Origin of the sequence: Paraglaciecola sp. 25GB23A, assembly GCF_040012495.1 — a bacterium.
In the GTDB taxonomy this organism is placed as follows: Bacteria; Pseudomonadota; Gammaproteobacteria; order Enterobacterales; family Alteromonadaceae; genus Paraglaciecola.
Genome location: NZ_JBDYKM010000001.1, coordinates 186,222 through 205,723, shown reverse-complemented (window position 1 = coordinate 205,723; position 19,502 = coordinate 186,222). Strand labels below are relative to the sequence as shown.

The window sequence follows — 19,502 nt, the reverse complement described above, 5'->3', positions numbered from 1 at the left end:
CCCCAAGGTGAGGCTAGAGTGCAGTGTCTGTTGAGGTTTCACTCATAACAGATTCGACAGTTTCTTTGGATGGATAACCGTCAGCAATTAAACGTTTAGAGGCCTGAAAAGCCCGCACACCTTGACGCGTAGCCGGCCCTAATATGCCGTCTGGCTTGCCCACATCAAAACCTAAGTCGTTGAGTTTTTGTTGAAACTCTTGCATTTCAAGCAGGGTATATTGGGGTAAGTCAGGCAAAGGCTTAGACAGAGGGCCTCTACCTGCAATTTGATCAGCAAGTTGACCCACCGCGATGCCATAATATTCTGAGTTATTCCAACGTAAGATGACTTCAAAATTATGATATATCAAAAATGCTGGGCCAGTATGCCCCGCGGGAACCACCAGCGCTGCGGGCAAATCGCTATTGTTTAGCGCAATATTACCGACTTCAGTAATACCTTTTTCTCGCCAGAAGGAGAGCGCTTGAACATTGCTTTTGCCAGCTAACTGATAATCAAAATTGTTCGGAATGAGCACTTCTCTGCCCCAGCGAAAACCTGCCTGCCAGCCTAAAGCTTTTAAAAAGTTAGCCGCCGAAGCTAAGGCATCTAACTCACTATTCCACAGATCCATTTTGCCATCACCATCGCCATCACGTGCATAGGTTAGATAGGCGGTCGGCATAAATTGTGCATGGCCCATTGCACCTGCCCACGACCCCACCATGTCACTAACAGCCAAGTTTTCTCTTTCTAGTAAGCGTAAAGCTTGCATTAACTCAGCAGAAAAGAATTTACTCCGCCGTTCGTCGCAAGCTAAGGTGGTCAAAGAATCAATAATTGGCATCTTACCTATGTAGTTACCAAAATTAGTTTCTAGGCCCCAAAATGCCACTAAGTAGTGCCCAGGCACCCCATATTCTTGGGTAAGCTTAGCTAAAAAGTCCTTATGCTTGGCCAGCATTTCGCGCCCTTTAGTAATGCGCCAGTCATTGACTCTGGCGGAGAAATAGCCAGGAAATGTCTGCACAAACTCCGGTTGATTACGATCATATTCAAGAATTTTAGCCAAGTAACGGGCTTGACCTAATATTGTTTCAACCGTATTGGTTGATATGCCCGCACTTAATGCTTTTTGCTGCAAGCCCACGACACATTGCGCAAAGCTTTGCGCTTGGGTTTGCTGCTCATTTTCAAGCAAAGGCTCTTGCGCCAGCAATGGGTAGGCTAAAAAACACAAGCCAATAGTGCAGCGGGGTAAAAAACAACGAAGAGAAGGAAAACCAGACATAAATACCATAATCACTTTTTTTACTATAGGGATATGCTAACTGAAGCGGCCCCAATTAACAGCTCGAAAAATGAAATAAAGTGTAAGCGTGTTATGGAAAGCCCCTACTAATAAAGCATTTAAGCAAAACAAAAGGATTAACAAGCATAATCAAATCGAGCTATTTATAACAAAAATTTACCGCGTTTTTGCCAAAAACGCGCAAAACGATAACTCATCAAGGCCCATACACTGCCTGCACTCCAGCCCGCTAAAACATCACTCGGCCAGTGCACCCCCAAATAGATACGACTCAAACCGATCAATAACACTAAAAATAGCGCGCTTGTAATAAACAGAATTTTAATACTGACTCTGATTTGGCTATTAGCAAACATCAAAGCGAGGGTTAAATACACCAAAGCCGACATCATTGAATGGCCACTAGGGAAACTACTGGTATAAACATAACTACCATGTGGCACTAAATCTGGGCGAGGACGTGCAAAACCATATTTCAATAAACTACTACTCAGCATACCGGTCACAATCACTATGCTAACAAACATGGCCATTTGTCGATGCTGCTGCAAATACAGGTATAAAACCGTAAATAGCGTGACAAAGCTCAGTACACCGGTTCCGCCCAAAGCCGTAATGTCGCGCATCAGTTCCTCCAGCCAGTAAGGACCAATGGGGTCGCTTAAGTCCAAGGGATTGCGCAAAGCTAGGATAATATTGCGATCAAATGTCATGGTCTCGCCCGCCAATACACTTAGCGCGAGCTCTATAAATAGCGTCACCAACACGGCCGCCAAAGCAAACCAAAATAGGCTTGCTAGGCGCATATCACTGATTTTATAAACTACTTTATTCACCTTCTAGCTACTATGTTGTGCAAAATAAGTCATTACAGTAAACCTTGTTCAAGAGCATGTAACCACACTTCATTAGCCATAATGTGCTGTCCTGATTGAATATGGTCTAACCAAGTCAGACCAATTAAATGATCAAACTCATGTAAAAAGACCCGAGCAACAAAACCCTCAAAACGGTGATTATGCGAGCGACCATCTAATCCTTGATAATCTACTTCGACCACATCGGCACGTTGTATTTTCCCCCTTAGTGCGGGAACCGACAAACATCCTTCCCACTCCCAAACTTTTGTTTCACTTTGACTGACAATACGCGGGTTGATGAGCAATAAAGGCTCCATAAAAGGCGCATTGGGATAACGCACATTGGGCCTTGAGGCAATAATCATCATCGCCCTTGGGTCAAATACCTGCGGCGCGGCGATACCTATACCATTGGCTTCAAGCATAGTACTGAGCAAGGCTTCAGCAAAAACTTGCAACTCAGCCCCATTAAATTCGCCCTCTTCCACCTGCCGAGCTGGTGTACGTAGTATCACTTCACCAATTTGCGCAATTTTCATCATTAAGCTCAATACTCCTATCTGTCACTCTTAACTCTTGCTCGAAACTCGTGTCTAAAAATCCTAACTAATTAATTGCAGCTCCGCTAATTCTCGGTACAAACTATTGCTCTGCACCAGTTCTTGGTGAGTGCCGATGGCTATTATTTTTCCTTTATCCATTACCACTATCCTATCTGCATTAATGACAGTAGACAGCCGATGGGCAATAATAATCGTGGTTTTGTCCTTCATCAACTCATCCAGTGCCAACTTCACTTTTACTTCATTGGCTGCGTCTAATGCACTGGTGGCTTCGTCCAATAACAAAATGGGTCGGTCTGCTAATATCGCCCGAGCAATAGCAATACGTTGTTTCTGTCCGCCCGATAAACGCACTCCACGTTCCCCTAATTGCGTCTCATATCCCTCACTAAATTCACTGACAAACTCATCTGCCCTTGCAGCTTTAGCCGCGGCAATGACATCATCCTTACTCGCATTCGGACGACCATAGGCAATATTGTCGAATACACTGCAAGCAAAAATAACCGACTCTTGCGAAACCAACGCGAATTGTTGTCGCAGTTGATTGATATCTAGCTGGGCAATAGGTAATGAATCGAGGGTTATTTGCCCTTGTTGCACATCATAAAAGCGCAATAACAATTGAAAAAGGGTTGATTTACCCGCCCCACTAGGTCCGACTAGCGCAATTCGCTCGCCAGCATTGATGCTTAAATTAAGTTCTGTCAGTACCGGTGTTTCATCTACAGTGGGATAGTAAAATGAAACCTGTTCAAGTTTTAATTCTCCTCTGACCTTGCTAGATATTAATATTGGTTCGGCTTGAGTTTGCACTGTACTGTCGGTTTGCAATAGCTCCATCAGACGTTCACTGGCCCCGGCCGCTTTTTGTATTTCACCAATAACTTCACTGATGGTCGCGACACTGCCACCTGCCATTACCGCATAAAACATGAAAGCGGTTAACTCACCCGCGGTTAATTCACTATTAAGCACTAATTGCGCACCCAGCCAAGCCACCAAGGTGATGGCTAAGAGACTGATGCCCATAATACTCGCAATCATCAAGGCACGAAATTGGATGCGTTTTCTGGCCGCTTCCATTACGCCATCGATGCGACTAAAAAAACGTTGTTTATCGATTTGCTCATGAGTATAAGCTTGTACCGTTTGGATCTCATGTAAACTTTCATCAATATAAGCCCCAACATCGGCTACTCTGTCTTGGCTATTGCGAGCATACACTCTGACTTTGGCACCAAAAATCCGAATAGGAAATAACACCACAGGCACGGCAATCAGTACATAAAGCGTTAACATGTGACTGGTTAACATCATTAAAATTAATGAACCAATAAAGGTTACAATTGCACGCAGCGCCATAGACAATCCCATGCCGACAACAGACTGCAATACTGTGGTGTCAGAGGTAAACCGCGATATAACCTCACCGGTCCGAGTTGCCGCAAAAAATGATGGGGACAAGGTTAATAGATGGGAATAAACATTTTGTCGAATATCAGCACTCACTCGCTCACCCAGCCAGATCATGTAATAAAAACGAAAATAAGTAGCAAAACTCCCCACCAGACCAATACCAATGACCACTAAGACAAGCTGATTAAGTCGTTGTGCATTATTTGCCACAAAACCTTGGTCAACCACATACTTGACGCCTTGGCCCAGAACTAACCAAGACATAGCACCCACAATGAGGGCCAACATGGCAAAAGTGACTTGTCGTTTGTAAGGGCCTAATTGACCAAATAACCATAACATGAGTGCTTTAGTTGAGTGTTTTTTCACCGAAAAATTTACCTAAACTGATTTGGTGCTAGTGTAACTACTTTAACGTGAATTGAAGTTAATTAGGCCCTTGATATAACATTTTAAGTGCTTCAATTTGTGTCGTACCCATTAGTACCTAGAGATTAATAGAGTAAGTTTTGGACAATTCAATTAATTTGCTTATGATAAGACTCAAAATAATCAGTCAGAGCTCAACCAATATGTTGTTTTCACAAAAGCCTAAGCTCAGATTATTACTGTGTTGCTTAAGTCTGTTATTGCCGATTAAAAGTCAAGCACAAGAGCCCCGCTTACAAGTTGTCACTGAGTTATCTCCACCCGAGCAAACCATCATTGATGGTAAGGCAGCTGGAACAGCCACCGCAAAAGTGCAAGAGATTCTAGATAAGGCTGAATTAAGCGCAAGCATCGAAATTTTCCCTTGGGCTAGAGCCTACAAAAAAGCAGTAACTGAGCCCAATACCCTGATATATTCCATTGCTAAGAGTGAGCAAAGAGAACCATTGTTTTACTGGTTAACCCCTGTGACAGAATATAAATTTGGCTGGGTCAGTTTACGCGACAGATCTGATATCCAAATTAATAAACCAGAGGATGCCAAACAATATAGAATAGTAGTCCAGCGGGATGACATAGCGCATATTTGGTTGTTAGGTCATGGGTTTGTTGAAGATAAACATTTTATCACTTGCTCGGATATTGGCTGTTCATGGCAGTTGTTACTTAATAGAAATGTCGATCTTGTGATTGAATCTCCAGATTTTATAGCAAGCATGCTGCAACAATTCAACCGACCTTTAGACATGGCTAAATTCATTGCCCCCATCCCAGAACTGGAAATCACCGCTTATCTTGCTGCCAATAAAAATATTGACCCCATAATCTTAAATAAACTCAAAGTTGCGATTGCGGCGCTTTGAGACTGAGTAAGAGACTAATAGTTAGAGCTTTTTGTGCTTGATAACTCCCTATCTAAGGAGCTTTTACCCGATCCAACAAGTCATTCGCTTGAATCATGGTTTATCCGCAGCCAAGTTTACATGCCACAGTTTGCACAAATCAAAGTCAATACACTGCCCCACAACCAGTCTTGCAAGGTAATAGATAGGGGCCAATGTTCAATGATACTGTAATTGGTTAAATTATAAGTTCCGTAGGCAATTAGGCCCAATACAAAGCCTTTAAGGCTGGCCTGCAAGATTTTAATCGATGGCACTATGGTTAAATAAATAATACCTGCAGGGTAAAGCAAATAAAAAGTAAACCATGGCCATATGGGAATATCTCGGCGCATCAAATAACCAATTTGTTGCTGATAGCTGTCTTTGGCAATTAAACTTAACCACACACCATCCATCAGCAATAAAACCAGTAAAACACTTAGATAAGTAAAAATAACTTTCTTATACATAAGGATAAGGCTAGTCGAGTAATGATGTTCTAACATAACTGATTAAACACAAACTTGGAACATGATGAGCTAAGATCCAAACTAAGACAACGCGACCTGCGTTAGCTCATAGTTTCAAATAAATGCTGAATTACAATGGATGTTTTTTAAGCCAAACAGCTCTATACTTTTGACTCATTACTTTTTACATTGTGAGCAACATGGAAACACCTGCTACCACTATTCAACTAGTAAAACGCATTGACCAGATTTTAAAGCTGCTTTTGTTAGTGGGTGGGATATTAATTGTATTTTTACTGTTTAATTACCCCAATTTAATCGTCACTTTTATCGTTTTGGGAGTCGTTCTTTGTGCAGGCTTCTATCTTCCACGCCATATTAGTTGGCAAATAAGAGAACAAAGAGCCCTTCAAGCTAAAACTCAAGAGCTAGAAAAATGGGGATTCGCCAGTAGAGATAGAGAGGGCCCTTGGATTAATTATATTGACTATCCCTTGCTTTATAAAAGCCCTATTGCCATAGACAAATATTTTTACAGTGACTGGCTGGTTATCGAAAATGGCAATATCATTGTTAATCCTGGCGCCAATACTTATGACAAAGAGGCAGGCACAGTTAGCTATAATATTCAGAGTCCACGCACCTATGCTTGGGATGGCTGTACACCCAAGCGGTTATTTTATTGGTTTGCTCTAATTGGTACCCCAGATTGGTGGCATAAAGAGCTTAAAATACAAAAATTGACGAGCTCTGGGCAAATTATCGACAAAACTGTTTTCTGGCAAGTCGCCTTACACGCGAGTCTAGTCCATGACGCTCTTTATCAATACCTAGACAATATTCCCATTGCTAAGCGAGAAGTAGATGGGCTGTTCTACTCCATGTTACTTGAAGCACAAGTACCCCATTTAATTGCTAACATTTATTTATTTGCTGTGGTCAAATTTGGAGCAAACGATGTGGGCGCTAATGAATCAAAACAAAACTCAAGTTTGAGCTGTGCTACATTTAAAAATATCATAGATAAATCTTAATCTTTTTTAAGTTGTCATATCGGAGTAGTAATGCAATTTAACGGAACCATTCGTAAAATGCGTGTGACGGCACAGCCCTCGCAGACCGCGCAATATATCCTTCCTATCGGTGAGCAGGAAGTTCCAATGAATGCATTGATTGGACAACAACTCACCGTCAACTTTATGGATAAAATTCTGTGTGTACATTGCGGAACAAAAACCAAAACAAGTTTTAATCAGGGTTATTGCTATCGTTGTTTAACTCGCTTAGCACAATGTGATAGTTGCATTATCAAACCTGAGTTATGCCATTATGATGCAGGAACGTGTAGAGAGCCCTCTTGGGGTGAAACCCATTGTTTACAAGATCATTTTGTGTATCTGGCTAACACAGGCACTGTTAAAGTTGGCATTACACGTCAGGTCAGTTCTGGGGTTTCTAGCCGCTGGTTGGATCAAGGTGCAAGCCAAGCTGTGGCTATACTACGTGTGCAAAACCGTTTAATCAGTGGATTAGTAGAAAGTGCTATGAAGGCTCATATAGCCGATAAAACTAATTGGCGAACCATGTTGAAAGCCCAACCAGACAAAGTTGACTTGATGGCCCTTAAACAAAAATTATTGGCTAAAGTTGAAGAAGAACTTGATGATATTCAACAAGAATATGGTTTTCAGGCCATTCACTTTATCGACCACGATGGGGTTGATATTTCGTATCCCGTTGAGCGTTACCCCGACAAAGTAAAATCAATTAACTTAGATAAGGAAGGCAGTTTCACCGGGATATTGCAGGGTATAAAGGGCCAATACCTATTATTAGATGGTGACCGAGTCATTAACCTACGAAAATATAGTGGTTATGACTTAAGGATTGAATATTAACTAAATTACCTTGTTTTAAAGAAAAATTTAAAACAACAAAACAAGCGATAGACATTGGCATTTTGTTTGTCTTAATTAAATAAATAACATATTTTAAATATAGGTTTTTATCTCTACCTTCACACTATGGATTTTGTGAAAAAATTTATTTCAATGAAACAAGCAACTAGGTCGATATAGTCGATAAGAATGCGTTAATACTTTGATTGTTTAATTCAAACATTGACGACTAAGCTTGGTCATATACAACCATCATTCGGAGTGTTTACCCCATGCAATATCCTTGGATTTCACAAGCCCATACGACCTTTCGATATGTTCTCCTTATTCAGTGGTTAGTGTCTATTGGCATCGCTGCATTTTTTGGCAACTGGCTTGAACCGCTCGTTATTGGTACCTTTATTTTAGTGGTCCCGTTTTACTTGAGTCTGAAGTTTCCTGAAGAAGCCATTAGCCGACATGCTGTAGGGGTTGGCGTACAGCTATTTACAGCGCTGCATCTTCAACAAACCTATGGCATGACCGAGATGCATTTTGAAATATTCGCTCTATTGGCGTTTTTGTCCTTCTACCGCGATTGGAAAGTAATAGCTTCTAGTACCGCAGTGGTTGCAATTCACCATATCCTTTTCTTTGTTTTACAATCCAATACGCAAGGCATCTATATATTCGAAGAGGATCGTGTTGAGTTCTACATTCTTGTAATACATGCAGTCTTCGCCCTAATTGAAGGTGGGGTTCTGATGTATATGGCGATAAAAATCAATGCTGAAGGGCGTTCTGCTTTCCTATTATCAAAAAGTGTTAGCAGCATAATGCAGAACAAAGACTATTTGGATTTTAGGGCTTCAGAGCTCAATAGTGGAGATGACCTAAAGGAATTTAATCAACTTATTAGTGCGATTAAAGTGTTGGTAGGTCAGTCTAAAGACTTAAGTGAAAATGCGGTAGAAATTACTAATAAGGTTCAAGCCTCTTCGCTTGAATTGTCTAATTCATACGACAACAGCGTGTATCAGATTGGGAATATTAATAATTCAATTCAAGACGTTGTTCGCGCTATCAATTCGATTACCTCCTTATCGGAACAAGCCAATAAGTTGTCCACAGAGGCCGAGAAGAAGACGGCTGATACTGCAAAAAATGTAACTGAATCAGGTAAAGGTATTGAGACTTTGCGTGATACGCTCACATTAGCATCAGCTACTATTCAAGAATTAAGCTTAAAATGTCAAAATATTTCAACCGTGATGCAATCAATAAAATCTGTAGCCGAACAAACCAATTTATTGGCCTTAAACGCTGCGATTGAGTCTGCGAGAGCGGGTGAGCATGGACGCGGATTTGCGGTGGTTGCAGATGAAGTAAGACAGCTAGCCATTAAATCCAAAGAAAGCGCGGAAGAAATTGAAGCCATTACTGCAACACTCATTAGCAGTGCCAGCAACTCAGTTACTCAAATGAATAACTGTGTCACTATGGTTGATACTTCAGTTGGAGAATCCTCTAAAAATGCAACGGTAATGGGCGAAATAGTAAAAGCTATAGGAGAAGTGAGCACAAACTCGCAACAGATCGCGATGGCATCGAAACAACAATTTACTTTATCTAATACTATTTCAGATGCAGCGCAACAGTTGAATAGCTTATCAAAAGAAGAGTCTAAGCATATGATTGCGGTCAAACACGAAGTGGTCTCGTTACACGATATGTGCGTGGCTTTACTCAAACAAATTAGCCAATTTAAAGTATGAAATTGGGGCTTTGGTTTGGTTTGGCTCTATGGTTGACAGCCGTTTTTGCCCTGCTTAAAATTGCTGAAGCAGCTAAACTTAGCCCCTTTGATCCCACTCAGTCGCTGATCATGCAGAGCATGGAATTGAATTTTGAACCTCGCCTAGGTGCAGCGCTCAAAACGGTAGAAGCTGATTTAGCCAATAAGGTTATACACATTCGCTCAGGCGAATGTGTATGTGAATCTTTAGCCGAAAAGCACAGCAGTGAATTATCCAATAACTTAGCTAAACTAGGTTTTAAAAGCGAGGCGATTAACCTCGATGCGCTGCCAGAATTAGCAAAGTTAATACCGTCTACACCAGCAGTGTTGGTTTTCAACCATGAGCAGAAACTTCTCTATCTGGGCCCTTACTCTGAGGGTTTGGGCTGTTTCACCAATTCAAGCTTGTCACAAAAAATCATTAAACTAAGTCAATCACGCTACTTTGGCGCCCAGATCAACGCCGATGTAGAGGGTTGTTATTGTGCCAACAAACTTGCCGTTACTCGCTAGGATTCAAACTTCTTCACCACCGTAGCGGGCAGCCAGTTCATCTAGTTCAGAGCAAGTATAATCAAACCCACGGCCATCAAATAGGTAGCTTACCTGCACCGTATGACTTGTTTTGGCTAAACTAGCCTTAACGTGAACGTTCCCCGAAGACGATGACCAGTGGGTCAATTCATTTAAAAATCGATTAGCTATCTGCCCATCGTTGAATCGATACTGCAATTCGTTTTTCAAACCTAATCCTTGCTTTTCTTCTGCTGCATTAATGATAGTGATATCAGTTTATAGACTAATTATTATTGTTCTTTGACAAAATCTAAACCACCACAAATCGCCGCGACCTGCGCCACAATACAATTTTCAGCATCCACTTTAGGACTGTCTGGATAGACTTCTGTTGTTGTTGTGTAACTTGCATTAGTTAAGCTTGCGCATAAACCCAACTTTTTGAGTGGATAATTGATCACGCCTTTTTGTTCCATTGGCGAACCAATAATCATGCCCTGTTCATCGCATGGTGCAATATGAGTTACTTGTTCTACTGCAGCAATAATGGCGCTTTGCAATGCCTCACAAGGGTTGAGAGTGTCCCCTACCGTATAAAAACCATCTGGTATATCCCAACTACGCTGCTCAATCGCGTCTCGAGCAGCTAACGCTGGACGAAATTCGCTGTTATCGCTATCCGTGGTTTCATGCAGGTCAATGTGCAGCAACACATTTAATCCCTCAGTCAAACTGAGTAAATTGGCCGCTTCAGGGGCTGGACTATCAGCGTAGAAAGAGCGATTAGGATCGATTGCTAAAGGATTCCACCTATTAATGGTCTCGTAGCCCCACGGACTAACACAGGGAACAATAATAAAGTTAAAGTCCTCAACATAGTCTTGCGCCTTTGTTTGAGCAAACCGCAAGGCACCATGAACGCCACTGGTTTCATAGCCATGCACACCACCGGTAATTAATACGATGGGATTATTGTCGTCCCACTGAGTACTGGTCAGCGCAATAAGAGGATATGTATCTTGCTCATACTCGAGTTCTCCGTATTGCTGAGTCTTAAATATGCCTGAGGCTGCCATAGCAGTAATGGGGGCTAGAACATCGTTTGCGTAAGAGCGCTGCACTTTTTGCGCAGACGACCACTGGGCTTTTTCTTTAGCTTCCCACTTGTGTCCAGGTGTACCGATCGGATATGGACTTTCTAATTGCATGTAATACCTCCAGTCTGATTTAGTTAGTAATAATGAGCCTCAATTAAACCCCTTACGCTCACCATTTTCAGTCAGCCCAACAGCCGACGTTTTCTCTTAGCGATTACCATCAGTTTTTCATCAGATGTTCGATGATGGGCAAATTTGCTTGAGGAAATTCGTAGTTATTTAACTCATCAATATTAACCCATTGCGCAAGTTGATTTTCTTGCGGACTCGGCTCACCTAAAAACTGCTCAACCAAACGAACATCTAGCTTGACCTTTTTATCACCATAGTCATGTTCGATGACCATTAGAGCTTGTTGCTCAAGTACGGTGATATTCACCTCTTCTAGGAGTTCTCGGCATAAAGCCTGCTCAATACTTTCCTGTTGTTCACGCTTACCACCGGGAAATTCCCATAAGCCACCTTGATGCAGGGTATCTGCCCGCTTACTGATATAGATCTTATCCGCACGTTTAATTACGCCGACAGCAACTTCGACCACTTTCATGTTTGTCTCCAATATTAAGCTATAAAAAAGTCGAACAATCGTTCGACTTTTTTGTGGTTATTCAACGATATGGATACACACTTTGGTTATCCATAAATACTAGTTGTTTAAACTTAACTCAATTTACCGTGACATTGCTTGTACTTTTTACCTGAGCCACAAGGACATAGGTCATTACGACTGACCTTAGGACCGTGGCGTAAACCAACACTCGGTGCTGCTGCCTTAGGTTCAGTTGGTGACTCATGTTCGAAATTTTTCGCTTGTTTTGCCTCAGCTATACGACGTTTCTCTTCCATTGCTTCAACGTCAGCCTCAGCTTTCACTTGTACCTTACTCAAGATAGTAATCACTTCTACTTTTAAGGTTTCAAGCATTTGTGAGAATAATTCGAAAGATTCCCGTTTGTATTCTTGCTTAGGATTTTTCTGTGCGAAACCACGTAAATGAATACCTTGGCGCAAATAATCCATGGCAGCCAAATGTTCTTTCCAGTGGCTGTCCAAATTTTGCAACATTACCGCTTTTTCAAAGTGGCGAATAACAGGAGCACCGACAATATCTTCTTTAGCTTTATAAGCCGCTACGACTTCGCTTACTAAACGTTCACGCAACTTCTCTTCAAATAATTTATTGTCGTCGGCTAGCCATTGTTTTATCGGTAAATCTAGTAAGAAATCACCTTTGAAGCGCTCTTCTAAACCATCAATGTCCCACATTTCGTCTAAGGATTGAGGCGGAATATACTGATCAATAACACCGTTTAGCACGTCGGCTCTGATGGCCTCAATGGTGCTGCTAATATCGCCCTCATCAAGCAATTCATTGCGCTGTTGGTAAATAACCTTACGTTGGTCATTGGCAACATCATCGTATTCCAATAACTGCTTACGTATATCAAAGTTACGGCCTTCTACCTTGCGTTGAGCATTTTCAATCGCGCGAGTGACCCACGGATGTTCTATTGCTTCCCCGCGTTCCATACCTAAACGCTTCATCATATTGCCCATTTTTTCTGAAGCAAATATGCGCATTAGGGCATCATCAAGGGACAGATAGAAACGTGAAGATCCGGGATCGCCTTGGCGACCGGCACGACCACGCAATTGGTTATCAATACGTCGCGATTCATGACGCTCAGTACCGATGATATGTAAACCACCAGCCTTCAATACTGCTTCGTGATCGGCTTTCCATTCTTGTTTAATCTTTTCAATTGTACCGGTTTTAGGATCGTTAATTTTATCGATCGCTGCCTGCCAATTTCCGCCTAATACAATATCGGTACCACGACCAGCCATGTTGGTTGCGATGGTAATTGCACCGGGTTTACCCGCTTGAGCAATGATGTCGGCTTCTTGCTCATGGAACTTAGCATTAAGTACTTTATGCGGAATTTTGGCTTTTTTCAAAATACCCGAAATCAACTCTGAATTTTCAATCGACACGGTTCCAACTAAAGCCGGCTGGCCGCGTTTAACACATTCTTTAATGTCTTCAACAATGGCTTCGTATTTTTCTTCGGCAGTCAAATAAATTAAATCGGCCTTATCTTTTCGTACCATTGGTTGGTTCGTCGGAATAACCACGGTTTCTAAGCCATAAATTGACTGGAATTCAAAGGCTTCAGTATCAGCGGTACCCGTCATACCAGAGAGTTTCTTATAAAGACGGAAATAGTTCTGGAAAGTAATTGAGGCTAAAGTTTGATTTTCATTCTGAATATTAACCCCTTCTTTTGCCTCAACTGCTTGATGCAAACCTTCAGACCAACGACGGCCTTCCATGGTGCGGCCAGTATGTTCATCAACAATAACGATTTCATTTTCTTTTACGATGTAATCTACGTCACGATGGAACATCTTATGTGCTCGCAACGCTGCGTTCACATGGTGTAAGAATGAAATATTAGTCGCAGCAAACAAGGATTCATCTTCGGCTAACACACCTTCTCGTTGTAAAATCTGTTCAACATGGATCTGACCATGTTCGGTCAAATGGATCTGTTTTGCTTTTTCATCAATGGTATAGTCGCCTTCACCCTCTTGACCTTCCTCATCTTCTTTATCCTGTTTTTCTAGTTCAGGAATGATCAGGTTTATCTTGCGATAAAGCTCAGAGCTGTCTTCTGCTTGACCAGATATAATTAACGGTGTGCGGGCTTCATCAATTAAAATTGAATCGACTTCATCTATCACCGCAAAGTGTAAGGAACGCTGCACTCTGTCTTCAGGACTGAAAGCCATATTGTCGCGCAAATAGTCGAACCCAAATTCGTTATTGGTTCCGTAGGTGATGTCCGCTTGATAGGCTTCTTTTTTCTGCTGATGGTTCATACCTGGAATATTACAACCTACCGTCAAACCTAAAAATTCAAATAAGGCTCTACTCCAATCAGCATCACGGCGAGCTAGGTAGTCGTTGACTGTAATAACATGCACGCCTTTTCCGCTTAAGGCATTCAGATAGGTGGGTAGCGTAGAGGTAAGTGTTTTACCCTCACCTGTGCGCATTTCAGAGATTTTACCCTGATGCAATACTTGACCACCTAACATTTGCACATCAAAATGGCGCATATTAAATACGCGCTTACTCGCCTCTCTGACAACGGCAAATGCTTCAACCAGAATATCTTCGGTCGTCGCACCATCAATGATACGTTTAGAGAATTCTGTTGTTTTGGCTTTTAACTCATCATCTGCCAAGGCTTCATACTGGCTTTCCAACTGGTTAATCTGCTCAACAGCAACATTAAGTTTTTTAAGAATGCGGTCATTACGACTACCGAAAATTTTGGTGAGGATACTCGAGAACATCAACTTACAGCTTCCAATCTAATAATTAGTTGTTACATAGCACAATGACTAACTAACAGGATAAAAATAAAACAATCGGCTCACTGGGAGCCGATTATCAATGATTCTACGGTGCGTTTTTACTAACGCTTTTCAAACCCAAACTACTCCCGGTAAACATAGGGAAGTGGATCAAGTTGTTGCCCTTTGCGTAATACTTCGTAGTGTACATGAGCGCCAGTCGAGCGACCAGTATTGCCCATTTCAGCGATTACTTGCCCTTTGGTTACTACGTCGCCTATCTTAACATTAACCAGCTTATTATGCCCATAACGAGTGACTAATCCCTCACCATGGTCGATTTCAACCAAATTACCATAACCATATCGCTCATCGGCCCATGTTACGATACCAGCTGCAGTAGCCAACACTGAATCGCCTTCCTTACCGGCAAAGTCGACACCTTTGTGCATAGCGGGTTGACCATTGAAGGGGTCTTTACGTATGCCGTAATGCGAAGACAACCATCCTGACACAACGGGTCTGCCCGCAAGGCGACTCTGTTCACTTATATGGTGACTTAACATGATAGATTCAAGTGCATCAAGCTGTTGTGCCTTATGTTGTATTTGCACTAATAAGCTATCCATTTTGTTGAGCAAGCTATCTTCAACCTGAATAGTGATACCATCTGAGTCTATTGGCCCACCAATGGCGGGGCCTTCAGCGAAACTAAATTCTTCAGGATTCAAACTCGCGTCCTCAACTAAACGCGCGCCCAAGGCATTTAAACGCAGTAAATGACTTTGCATTTCTGCTAGTTTCATTGTCATACTGGTTAATTGTTGTTCTGTTGCATTTTTTAACTCTACTACACGTTGTTCCTGCTGTTCAAAGCCAGCCTTGGCATAAGAGATTCGAGCAATTTTTTCATCTACAGTCTCAGTAGAGCGGCTAGAAATCAAAAAGACGCCACAAATTATAAGCAGTGCAATAATTAGTTTTGGCTTGTCTGCACGAAATTTTAGTCGCGTTTTTTCGCTTCTAACAAGCAAAGTGATGTTCATTCTGTTAATTACCTCTTTACAAAAGCTTGAGCAGATTATCGCGCCAAAACTAGTGTGTAAATATTTCTCGATTTAACAGGTCAATATTTGCGCCACTTACAGTCTGTGCTAGGTTGAGATTGTTATCTATTTTTTATTGGGGCTGAGATTAACACAAGCCTCTGTTAGTTCAAAACATCAAAAATACAAACTACCAAAAACAAAAATGCCGCAAAGCTGCGGCATTTTATTAAATACAAATTCAGCTAGCCAGTACTGGCGAAGCGAATTGGATAGGCATTTCTTCGGGAGTATCATAGCTGACAAATTCCCACGCTTTTTTGTCATTCAATAAGGCATTTAACAGTTTATTATTTAAACCATGCCCTGTTTTATAGGCCACCAATTCACCAATTATACTGTGACCACCTAGATACAAGTCACCAATAGCATCGAGAATCTTATGTTTTAAAAACTCGTCGCTATAACGCAATCCTTCTGGATTTAACACTCGGTATTCATCTAAGGCTACTGCGTTTTCCATGCTTCCACCGAGTGCCAAATTGTGTGAATGCATGTATTCAATGTCTTTCATAAAACCAAAGGTTCGAGCGCGGCTAACCTCGTTGACGTATGAGCTTGAGTCAAAATCAAGCACCATATGTTGACGTGTTTGGCTGATCACTGGGTGATCAAAATCAATTCGAAAATCCACTCTAAAACCGTCAAAAGGGCGTAACTCTGCCCATTTGTCACCGTCTTTAACTCTTACTGGTTTAGTAACTTTAATAAAACGTTTGGCTGCATTTAACTCTTCAATGCCTGCTGATTGCAGCAGGAATATAAAGGGACTTGCACTACCATCCATGATCGGCAATTCGTTGCTATCAACTTCAACAATAATATTATCTATGCCTAAGCCAGCCAGAGCAGAAGATAAATGCTCCACAGTAGAAATAGTGACGCCTTGCTCATTACTGATACAGGTACACAACATCGTATCACCAACCGCATTCGCACGCGCCGGAATATCTGCATAAGGCTCAAGATCAACGCGGCGAAATACAATACCTGTATTCGCCGGCGCAGGCCGGAGAGTCATTGTGACCTTGTCACCTTTATGCAAACCTATCCCAGTCTCCTGAACAGATTGTTTGATGGTACGTTGTTTAATCATCTACCTTTTGCTCAGTTGCCAAAACGTAATAAAAATGGGCACGTATAGTACTAAAAATGCTTAGCCTTGTCAAAATACTGTCATAAACCAATAATCGTCAGCATATTCTGATTTTTGGCAGATGCAATATATAGACAACATTATTAATCCTAAAATTCCCTTCTTTTAATTATTAATCGGCTTGTTTGCGTAAAAAAGCCGGAATATCTAAATATTCTAGATCACTACTGCTCTCATGTTTATCTTCTTGCGCAGCAGAACGTAAGCTCTCACTAGTAATGCTTGAGGGCACTGCAGACGACCCATTTGCTTGCAATCTGAACTCATTGTGGTCGTTCATCACACGTGGCGCCCGATTTGATACCAGTGAGATATCAGGTTTACGTTCAGTACCGATACCTGTTGCAACAACAGTGACACGTAATTCATCGGTCATATCCATATCAATTACAGTACCAATAACCACAGTCGCATTTTCAGAGGCAAAAGCTTTAACCGCATTACCCACTGTTTCAAACTCATCAATAGAGAAACTAGGACCGGCAGTAATGTTAACCAAAATACCGCGCGCGCCTGACAAATCGATGTCTTCAAGCAAAGGACTGGCTATAGCGATTTCTGCCGCTTCCTCAGCACGATCTTCGCCGCTAGCGCTTCCGTTACCCATCATTGCTGTACCCATTTCAGACATAACTGTTCTCACGTCAGCGAAATCCACGTTGATCAAACCTGGACGAGTAATTAGCTCAGCAATACCTTGTACCGCACCGCGTAAGATGTCATTTGCTGCACTAAAAGCCTGCAGTAAAGGAGTCCCTTTGGGTAATACCTTTAATAATTTTTCATTGGGGATAGTGATCAAAGAGTCGACATATTTTGACAACTCAGCAATACCCTGCTCTGCAAAATCAGTTCTTTTACGTCCTTCAAAAGGAAAAGGTTTAGTTACTACTGCAACCGTTAATATGCCCATTTCCTTTGCAATTTTAGCCACTTCTGGTGCAGCACCAGTACCAGTACCACCGCCCATACCGGCAGTAATAAACACCATATCAGCGCCTTCGAGGCATTGACGAATGGTATCAGCGTCTTCTTCTGCCGCTTGACGTCCAATATTTGGATTCGCTCCTGCACCTAAACCTTTGGTTACACCCGAACCAATTTGTAAAGTTACATTAGCTGCTGAACTTCGTAACACCTGTGCGTCGGTGTTGATAGCAATAAATTCCACTCCTTCAATAGAGTGTTTTACCATGTGCTCGATAGCGTTTCCGCCACCACCGCCCACGCCAATAACTTTAATAATTGCTTCTTCGCTGTGACTATCCATTAATTCAAACATACTATCTCTCCGGTCTTAACATCCAAACAGGCTGGCTATATTCCTTAGCAGCTGCAGATTAAAAAGTTTAAAAATGACTTGGCTAAAACTCACCCTTAAACCAACTTTGTATTCTTTGCCAGGGTCCATCACTGACTTTATTTTTTGTGGCTAATTTACTTAACAGATGATTTTTGCCGTATTGCAATAAACCGACCGCAGTAGCAAATTTGCTATCTTCTACATATTCAGACAATCCTTTAATACCAAGTGGCACACCCACTCTTACCGGCATTTGGAAAATTTCTTCGGCAAATTCAACTGCCCCTTCCATTTTTGCAGTGCCACCCGTGAGTACAATGCCTGCGGCTATTTGCTCTTCAAAACCACTGGCACGAATTTCATCTTGAACTAATTCAAACAGTTCTTGATAACGTGGTTCAATTACTTCAGCCAAAGTGTGTCGAGACATCGCTCTGGCAGGTCTGCCGCCTACGCTATGTACTTCAATGCTTTCTTCCATACTGACCATGTCTTTTAAGGCACAGGCATAGTTGATTTTTATTTCTTCTGCATGATTAAGCGGTGTACGAAATATCTTGGCAATATCACTGGTTATCTGATTGCCTGCCACAGGGATTACAGCGGTGTGACGAATCGCTCCGTCAGTGTAAATCACTATATCCATGGTGCCGCCACCAATATCAACCACACACACGCCTAATTCTTTTTCATCATCGGTTAACACCGCATAGCTAGAGGCTAAGGCAGAAAATATCATGTGATCGGCGCTTAACTCACAGCGCTCAACACACTTTACTAAATTCTTTGCCATGTCATCGGCACAGGTAATGATATGGGCTTCAGCCTCCATCCTGACACCTGACATACCAATGGGATTTTTTATACCTTCTTGCACGTCAATAGTAAATTCTTGTGGCAATACATGTAATAATTTACGTTCAGCGGCGATCGGCACTGAGCGAGCAGCATGCACGACATTATCAACGTCTTCTTGTGTCACTTCTTGGTTATTTATCGGCACCATGCCGCTCTCATTCTGGCACTTAACATGACGTCCAGAAATCGACATAAATACCGAAGACACCCGACAATCAGCCATGAGTTCCATTTCATGCACCGCGCGTTTAACTGATTGCACAACTAAGTTCAAATCATTGACGCCGCCCTTATCCATACCTTTGGATGCATGACTGCCCACGCCAACAATGCTGATACTATTGTCATCAAGTAATTCACCCACTACAGCTTTAACATTGCTGGTGCCTATATCTAAGCCAACGATAAGTTTGCGTTCTACGACCTTAGACATTGTATTTCCTAATCAC

At 41.9% G+C, this 19,502-nt stretch carries 18 protein-coding genes; 5 read left to right on the top strand and 13 right to left on the bottom strand.

The annotated features are described in order from the left end of the window. Positions 1–13: 13 nt before the first annotated feature. The 4 genes from ABKW31_RS00865 to ABKW31_RS00850 form a co-directional block, all read right to left on the bottom strand. The gene (locus ABKW31_RS00865) at positions 14–1,273 is read right to left on the bottom strand and encodes a lytic murein transglycosylase (RefSeq protein WP_348614237.1); all 1,260 of its coding nucleotides are present in this window, start codon (positions 1,271–1,273) and stop codon (positions 14–16) included. Between the two features lie 164 nt (positions 1,274–1,437). Then, the gene (locus ABKW31_RS00860) at positions 1,438–2,130 is read right to left on the bottom strand and encodes a phosphatase PAP2 family protein (RefSeq protein WP_348614236.1); all 693 of its coding nucleotides are present in this window, start codon (positions 2,128–2,130) and stop codon (positions 1,438–1,440) included. Positions 2,131–2,162: 32 nt separating this feature from the next. Next, positions 2,163–2,693 carry a peptide deformylase gene (gene def / locus ABKW31_RS00855; RefSeq protein WP_348615168.1) on the bottom strand — a complete coding sequence of 177 codons (531 nt, stop codon included), beginning with the start codon at positions 2,691–2,693 and terminating at the stop codon, positions 2,163–2,165. 63 nt (positions 2,694–2,756) lie between these two features. Beyond that, positions 2,757–4,478: an ABC transporter transmembrane domain-containing protein gene (locus tag ABKW31_RS00850; protein ID WP_348615167.1), complete on the bottom strand. Its 1,722-nt coding sequence runs from the start codon at positions 4,476–4,478 to the stop codon at positions 2,757–2,759. Positions 4,479–4,708: 230 nt separating this feature from the next. Between ABKW31_RS00850 and ABKW31_RS00845 the strand changes: the two genes are divergently transcribed. Next, a complete protein-coding gene (locus ABKW31_RS00845; protein ID WP_348614235.1) occupies positions 4,709–5,428 on the top strand; it encodes an amino acid ABC transporter substrate-binding protein in 720 nt (239 codons plus the stop codon). Between the two features lie 116 nt (positions 5,429–5,544). On the opposite strand, the gene ABKW31_RS00840 is transcribed toward ABKW31_RS00845, so the two are convergent. Continuing rightward, a complete protein-coding gene (locus ABKW31_RS00840; RefSeq protein WP_348614234.1) occupies positions 5,545–5,919 on the bottom strand; it encodes a DUF2177 family protein in 375 nt (124 codons plus the stop codon). Between the two features lie 200 nt (positions 5,920–6,119). On the opposite strand from ABKW31_RS00840, the gene ABKW31_RS00835 reads away from it, so the two are divergent. The 4 genes from ABKW31_RS00835 (at position 6,120) to ABKW31_RS00820 (ending at position 10,107) form a co-directional block, all read left to right on the top strand. Next, the gene (locus tag ABKW31_RS00835) at positions 6,120–6,953 is read left to right on the top strand and encodes a DUF1353 domain-containing protein (RefSeq protein WP_348614233.1); all 834 of its coding nucleotides are present in this window, start codon (positions 6,120–6,122) and stop codon (positions 6,951–6,953) included. A 30-nt stretch (positions 6,954–6,983) separates the two neighbouring features. Next, the gene (locus ABKW31_RS00830; protein ID WP_348614232.1) at positions 6,984–7,817 is read left to right on the top strand and encodes a DUF2797 domain-containing protein; all 834 of its coding nucleotides are present in this window, start codon (positions 6,984–6,986) and stop codon (positions 7,815–7,817) included. A 272-nt stretch (positions 7,818–8,089) separates the two neighbouring features. Next, on the top strand, positions 8,090–9,571 hold the full coding sequence (locus tag ABKW31_RS00825; RefSeq protein WP_348614231.1) for a methyl-accepting chemotaxis protein: 1,482 nt from the start codon (positions 8,090–8,092) through the stop codon (positions 9,569–9,571). Next, positions 9,568–10,107 carry a DUF6436 domain-containing protein gene (locus ABKW31_RS00820; RefSeq protein ID WP_348614230.1) on the top strand — a complete coding sequence of 180 codons (540 nt, stop codon included), beginning with the start codon at positions 9,568–9,570 and terminating at the stop codon, positions 10,105–10,107. Before ABKW31_RS00825 ends, ABKW31_RS00820 begins: the two co-directional genes overlap by 4 nt. Positions 10,108–10,110: 3 nt before the next feature. On the opposite strand, the gene ABKW31_RS00815 is transcribed toward ABKW31_RS00820, so the two are convergent. The 8 genes from ABKW31_RS00815 to ftsA form a co-directional block, all read right to left on the bottom strand. Further along, a complete protein-coding gene (locus ABKW31_RS00815; protein ID WP_348614229.1) occupies positions 10,111–10,338 on the bottom strand; it encodes a hypothetical protein in 228 nt (75 codons plus the stop codon). A gap of 62 nt (positions 10,339–10,400) precedes the next feature. Further along, entirely contained in the window at positions 10,401–11,318 is a 918-nt protein-coding gene (locus ABKW31_RS00810) for a M14 family metallocarboxypeptidase (RefSeq protein ID WP_348614228.1), read from the bottom strand. 109 nt (positions 11,319–11,427) lie between these two features. Further along, positions 11,428–11,814, bottom strand: a complete 387-nt coding sequence (gene mutT, locus ABKW31_RS00805; RefSeq protein WP_348614227.1) for an 8-oxo-dGTP diphosphatase MutT — start codon at positions 11,812–11,814, stop codon at positions 11,428–11,430. A gap of 113 nt (positions 11,815–11,927) precedes the next feature. Next, complete coding sequence (gene secA, locus ABKW31_RS00800) at positions 11,928–14,630, bottom strand: preprotein translocase subunit SecA (protein ID WP_348614226.1); 2,703 nt, start codon at positions 14,628–14,630, stop codon at positions 11,928–11,930. A 143-nt stretch (positions 14,631–14,773) separates the two neighbouring features. Beyond that, positions 14,774–15,676, bottom strand: coding sequence for a M23 family metallopeptidase (locus ABKW31_RS00795; RefSeq protein WP_348614225.1), 903 nt, complete (start codon positions 15,674–15,676; stop codon positions 14,774–14,776). A 241-nt stretch (positions 15,677–15,917) separates the two neighbouring features. Next, a complete protein-coding gene (gene lpxC / locus ABKW31_RS00790) occupies positions 15,918–16,832 on the bottom strand; it encodes a UDP-3-O-acyl-N-acetylglucosamine deacetylase (protein ID WP_348614224.1) in 915 nt (304 codons plus the stop codon). A gap of 172 nt (positions 16,833–17,004) precedes the next feature. Next, positions 17,005–18,174 carry a cell division protein FtsZ gene (ftsZ, locus tag ABKW31_RS00785; RefSeq protein WP_348614223.1) on the bottom strand — a complete coding sequence of 390 codons (1,170 nt, stop codon included), beginning with the start codon at positions 18,172–18,174 and terminating at the stop codon, positions 17,005–17,007. Positions 18,175–18,256: 82 nt separating this feature from the next. Next, positions 18,257–19,486: a cell division protein FtsA gene (gene ftsA, locus ABKW31_RS00780; RefSeq protein ID WP_348614222.1), complete on the bottom strand. Its 1,230-nt coding sequence runs from the start codon at positions 19,484–19,486 to the stop codon at positions 18,257–18,259. Positions 19,487–19,502 lie beyond the last annotated feature (16 nt).